4 protein-coding genes and 4 tRNA genes are annotated in these 5,606 nt (G+C 32.2%); 2 read left to right on the top strand and 6 right to left on the bottom strand.

Annotated features, from left to right (window positions below; all coding sequences use genetic code 11):
* Positions 1-137: 137 nt before the first annotated feature.
* The gene (locus HX088_RS13555; protein WP_225539134.1) at positions 138-1,559 is read right to left on the bottom strand and encodes a hemolysin family protein; all 1,422 of its coding nucleotides are present in this window, start codon (positions 1,557-1,559) and stop codon (positions 138-140) included.
* A 209-nt stretch (positions 1,560-1,768) separates the two neighbouring features.
* Here HX088_RS13555 and HX088_RS13550 point away from each other — a divergent pair, with 209 nt between their 5' ends.
* Positions 1,769-3,472 (top strand): ABC transporter ATP-binding protein, encoded by a 1,704-nt coding sequence (locus HX088_RS13550; RefSeq protein ID WP_286484435.1) that lies wholly within the window; start codon positions 1,769-1,771, stop codon positions 3,470-3,472.
* Positions 3,473-3,601: 129 nt separating this feature from the next.
* Here the strand turns inward: HX088_RS13550 and HX088_RS13545 are convergent.
* The 5 genes from HX088_RS13545 to HX088_RS13525 all read right to left on the bottom strand — a co-directional run bounded on the left by HX088_RS13545 (position 3,602) and on the right by HX088_RS13525 (position 4,636).
* Positions 3,602-3,673, bottom strand: a tRNA-Glu gene (locus tag HX088_RS13545).
* A gap of 97 nt (positions 3,674-3,770) precedes the next feature.
* A tRNA-Glu gene (locus HX088_RS13540) sits at positions 3,771-3,842 on the bottom strand.
* A 288-nt stretch (positions 3,843-4,130) separates the two neighbouring features.
* Positions 4,131-4,202, bottom strand: a tRNA-Glu gene (locus HX088_RS13535).
* A gap of 12 nt (positions 4,203-4,214) precedes the next feature.
* On the bottom strand, positions 4,215-4,469 hold the full coding sequence (rpsT, locus tag HX088_RS13530; protein ID WP_171622719.1) for a 30S ribosomal protein S20: 255 nt from the start codon (positions 4,467-4,469) through the stop codon (positions 4,215-4,217).
* Positions 4,470-4,564: 95 nt separating this feature from the next.
* A tRNA-Glu gene (locus HX088_RS13525) sits at positions 4,565-4,636 on the bottom strand.
* A gap of 218 nt (positions 4,637-4,854) precedes the next feature.
* Between HX088_RS13525 and HX088_RS13520 the strand changes: the two genes are divergently transcribed.
* Positions 4,855-5,487, top strand: coding sequence for a C40 family peptidase (locus HX088_RS13520; RefSeq protein ID WP_260541412.1), 633 nt, complete (start codon positions 4,855-4,857; stop codon positions 5,485-5,487).
* Positions 5,488-5,606 lie beyond the last annotated feature (119 nt).

The raw sequence follows: 5,606 nt of genomic DNA, 5'->3' as shown, positions 1-5,606 counted from the left end.
TGAGTACGTTTGACATAATTGCTTCTTTCTTCCATAATAACGATTTCTTTTTTGTATCGCTATTTCAGGACGGGACAGATATATAAAATAAAAAATCCGCTCGTTGTTGAGCGGATTTTTCATTCATATTTTAAAGACTAATTTTCATCATCTTCAGCTGTGTCAGGTTCATCTCGGTAATTCTCGATGAATTCTTCTTTCACTTTTAATTGAATTTGTTCTACCGAATTTCGGTACATTTTAATAATTGTTCCTGTGTATTCTTCCAAATCAACCAAATCACCTTCGGACAATTCTTTGTCAGGATAACATTCAGAAATCAACCCAGCCAACGTATCATAATGTTCACTTTCTTCGAATTTAAAAGGAACTAAGCGATTAATATCACTAATTGCATTGTGAGCATTTACATTATAAATACCTTCCGAAACACGCGAAACAATAGGATCTTCGTTGTCATATTCATCCTGAATCTCACCAACTAATTCCTCTAAAATATCTTCCATCGAAACAATTCCTGCTACTTCACCAACTTCGTTAGTCACAACCGCAATTTGCATATGCTTTTTCTGAAATTGTTTCATTACATTTTTAATCAATGCATTTTCTGAAATAAAAATAGGTTCACGTAACAAACCTTCGATCTCCGTTTGGTTAGGATTTTCTAATAATTGTTTAATCAAATCTTTCGCGTAAATAATCCCTTTTATATTATCAAATTCTTCTTCATAAACAGGGTAACGAGAATATCCTTCATTAATCGCATAATCTAACGCTTCTTTTACAGAAGTATTGATATTAATTGCGGATACATTTTTACGTAATGTTTGAATATTCATGACACGACGATCATCAAAATCAAAAACATTTTGAATCAGATTTCGCTCTGATTCTTCGATTGCACCACCTTCGGTACTTTCGGTAATAATCATTTTTAATTCCTCTTCTGTATGTATTTCTCCTCCATGAATAGGGTGAATTCCAAATGCTCGAAGAATAATATTAGCCATACCATTCATCATTACAATAAGTGGTTTGAATACAAAATAAAACACTCTAAGTGGCCAAGCAACAGCAAATGTTGTTTTTGTTGGATACTGAATTGCTAATGACTTTGGTGCTAATTCTCCAAAAACAATGTGCAAAATTGTCACAATAAAGAATGAAGCTGGAATAGCTGCATTTTGTGCAATCGTAGTCCAAGATGGAGAGGTTAAACCTAAAACTTCAAAAAGTTTTAAAATAATTGGTGTGATAGAACTTTCTCCAACCCAACCCAATCCTAAGGAAGCTAAAGTAATTCCTAATTGTGTTGCTGCAAGGTAAGAATCTAAATGTGTTACAATTCGCTTTGCAGCATTCGAAGTTCTTTCATTTATATCTTGATTGACTTCAATTTGTGACGAACGTACTTTTACAATTGCAAATTCTGCTGCAACGAAAAAACCATTTAATAAAACAAGGAAAATTGTAAGCAAAAGTTTTGCTACAGAAATTTCATCGGCGACATTGTGATTAGCGACTAAAAACAATGTCGAAATCTGGGAGTATGTATCCATTCTTCGAATTTAAGAAACTGACTTGTTATAAGTTTTTGTGAGCCAGTAAATCAATATGTCTAAATTAATAAAAAATATTATAAATCACAACGGTTTGATTCGTAGCAAAATTACAAAATAAATAAATACAAAATCTTAGAATTTATAGAGTGAAGAAAATCATTAAAAATCACTAAATTTCCACTTCATTTACCAAGCAACTATTTGCAATGCAAAATCAAAGTTTACATTATATCATTGAGGTTAAAAATTTATCAATTTCTTTTGGAGATAAACAAGTGCTGAACAACATTAATTTCAAAGTTGAACAAGGCGATACTTTAGGTATTGTGGGAGAATCTGGTTCGGGAAAGTCTTTGACATCTTTAGCAATCATGGGATTATTATCTCCAAATGCGACGATTCATCCAGAAAGTGAAATTCTTTTTCGTCAAGATGATAAAATGATTGATTTACTAAAACTTTCTCCCAAAGAATTAGAAGAAATTAGAGGTAATGAAATCGGAATGATTTTCCAAGAACCAATGACTTCACTTAATCCAAGTTTACGTTGTGGTGAACAAGTAGAAGAAGCCATTCGTTTGCATCAAAAATTGAACAAAGACGAAGCAAAAAAGAAAGTTTTACACCTTTTCGAACAAGTAAAATTGCCAAATCCAGCACGTATTTATAAAGCGTATCCGCACGAATTATCTGGTGGACAAAAGCAACGCGTGATGATTGCTATGGCAATTTCTTGCGAGCCTAAATTATTGATTGCCGATGAACCTACAACTGCTTTGGATGTAACAGTACAAAGAGCAACACTCGATTTATTGAAGGAATTACAATTAAAAAACAACATGAGTATGTTGTTTATATCACATGATTTGGGCGTAATTGCAAATGTTTGTGAAGAGGTTTTGGTGATGTTTCGTGGAAATGTTGTGGAGCAAGGAAATGTAGAAACTATTTTTCATTATCCAAAAGAAAATTATACGAAAGGCTTAATTGCTTGTCGACCTCGATTAGAGGAACGAGCAAAACGTTTACCAACTGTAAAAGATTTTCTTGATAATCCAGATTTTAAAACAGCAACCTACACAGATGAAGAACGAACAAGTTTTCACAAAAAGATATATGCAAATCCACCTATCTTAGAAGTCAAGAATTTAAAAAAATATTTTTATCCTTCTTCTTTATTTGGAGATTCAACAATACCGAGTGTAAAAGCTGTAGATGATATTTCATTTAAGGTATATCCAGGTGAAACAATGGGGTTAGTTGGTGAGTCTGGTTCTGGAAAAACAACGTTGAGCAGAACGATTTTATTATTGGAAAAACCGACGGCTGGTGAAATATATTATAATGGAGTTGATATTACTAAGCTTAAGAAAGAAGAGATTCGAAAATTAAGAAGAGAAATCCAGATTATTTTTCAAGATCCATATTCAAGTTTAAATCCTCGACAAACGGTTGCACAAATTATTACTGAACCGATGCAAGTCCATAGAATTGGACAAAATAAAACGGAACGATTGCAAACGGCTTCTACACTTTTGAAAAAAGTAGGCTTAACAGCACAAGATTTGAATAAATACCCACATGAATTCTCGGGAGGTCAGCGTCAACGTATCGGAATTGCTCGTGCATTGGCTTTAAACCCAAAATTTATCATTTGTGATGAATCTGTTTCTGCTTTAGATGTCTCTGTGCAAGCACAAGTTTTAAATCTTCTAAATGATTTAAAAACCGAATTTGGATTTACTTATATCTTTATTTCACACGATTTGGCTGTTGTAAAATATATGAGTGATCAATTGTTGGTAATGCAACATGGTGAAATGAAAGAATTAGATGATGCGGATAAAGTATACGCACATCCTACAACGAACTACACAAAAGAGTTAATAGCTGCTATTCCAAAGTTGTAATGATATAGATATAAAAGCAAAAAGCGTTTGAAGTCTATTTCTTCAAACGCTTTTTTATTGATTACAACGAACCAATATAAACTAAACTATTTCAAAATAAAAAAGCATTCAGTTTTGAATGCTTTTTTGTAGTCCCTAGGGGAATCGAACCCCTCTTTCTAGAATGAAAATCTAGTGTCCTAACCGATAGACGAAGGGACCTCCTTTCGTATTATTGTGGTGCAAAAATAAACGTTTATTTTTTAATACCAAACAATTTTCGAAATATTTTTTATTTTTTTTATTTAAGTCAAATTTGTAGTCCCTAGGGGAATCGAACCCCTCTTTCTAGAATGAAAATCTAGTGTCCTAACCGATAGACGAAGGGACCACTTAATATGAATTAAATAATTCGAATATTCTTTTTTTTGAATGAACGTCATTTTGTGTTGGGAGTTGTAGAAAAGTCGATGTATAATTCTAATAATTTGAACCAAGTTGAATTATACAGCGACATTTTCATTCCCGATTAATCATCTAAACAATATGATTAACCTTTACAAACAAAACACAAAAAACAATTTCCTTTACACAGTATTCTACTGGTTGTTTAATAAAAATCAACAACTATGAACAAGGAAAAAAAAGATTGCAATAATGCAATCCATCTATTAATTTGTAGTCCCTAGGGGAATCGAACCCCTCTTTCTAGAATGAAAATCTAGTGTCCTAACCGATAGACGAAGGGACCACTTTTATTTTATTAAGCTAATCCCGCAATATGTTTCGCTAACTTTGATTTTAAGTTTGAAGCTTTATTCTTATGAATAATGTTTCTTTTTGCTAACTTATCAATCATTGAAGAAACTTTTGGAAAAACAGTTTCTGCTTCATTTTTATCAGATTCAGTTCTTAACGCTTTAATAGCTGTACGAGCTGATTTATGATAATATTTATTACGATCGCGTCTTACCGCTGATTGTCTAATTCTTTTTAATGCTGACTTATGATTTGCCATAACTTAAATCTCTTTCTATTTTAGTTCGGCAAAGATATAAACAAATATTCTATCTCGCCAAATTAATTTAATAATTTTCTAAAACACTTTTAATGTAGCCCATAGGAGAATCGAACTCCTGTTTCCAGGATGAAAACCTGATGTCCTAACCACTAGACGAATGGGCCGCATGACGGCTTTACAACTTCTTGTGAAAAGCGAGTGCAAATTTAGAACTAATTTTTAAAGTTCCAAATTTAATTAAAAGTTTTTTTATTAAAATTTATGTTAAAAAATGTTAAGGAAGTTAATATTTTGTCAAAATGTTGCTTGTATATAATGAGTTATAATTTTAACAATTACTTTAGCGATGCTATTAAAATTTATACAAACGAATACTCAATATATGAAAGCATCGATATTAGGTGTAGCTGCGGTGGTTTGCACGATGTTTATAACATCTTGTTCATCTTTAACCCCAGTTAACGAAGCTACAGAATATTCTTCGAGAAGTTTCATTCCGAAGCCAAGAGCGATTGAAACTCAAGCTAAAATAATCAACAAACATGCCAATCTGGATGTAACACCAATAGAAATTAACGATGACGCAAAATCTATGGTCGTGTTAAACAGTGTTTTAGAAGAAACAAACGAATTGTTTTCTGGATTTTTATTAAAAGAAGCTGAAACTTATATTGGTACTCCATACCGATACGGAGGCACAACAAGAAATGGTATTGATTGTTCTGCTTTTGTTAGAAATGTATTCGAAACTTTTAATAAAAATTTACCTCGTGTGTCAGCTGATCAAGCAAAAGAAGGTTTTACAGTTAGTACATCAGAAGCTAAAGAAGGAGACTTGGTTTTCTTTGCTACAAGAGGTCGTGGTAGAGTATCGCACGTTGGTATTGTACATGGACGTAATAAAGATGGAGTTTTAGAATTTATTCATTCTTCAACATCAAAAGGAGTTATTGTTTCTTCTTTAAATGACAGATACTGGGGTCCAAAATTCTTATATGTAAAAAGAGTATTATAATTAGATATAATCTATTTCATTATCATAAAAAAAGCTTCAAATTAAATACACTGCCCCCAAAAAGTTAGACACTTTTGGGGGCATTTTTTATGACAAGAAAAGTAAAATATGGTGTAGCA

The organism is Empedobacter sp. 225-1, from assembly GCF_030328185.1.
Lineage (GTDB): Bacteria > Bacteroidota > Bacteroidia > Flavobacteriales > Weeksellaceae > Empedobacter > Empedobacter stercoris.
This window is presented reverse-complemented; position numbering and strand designations above follow the sequence as displayed.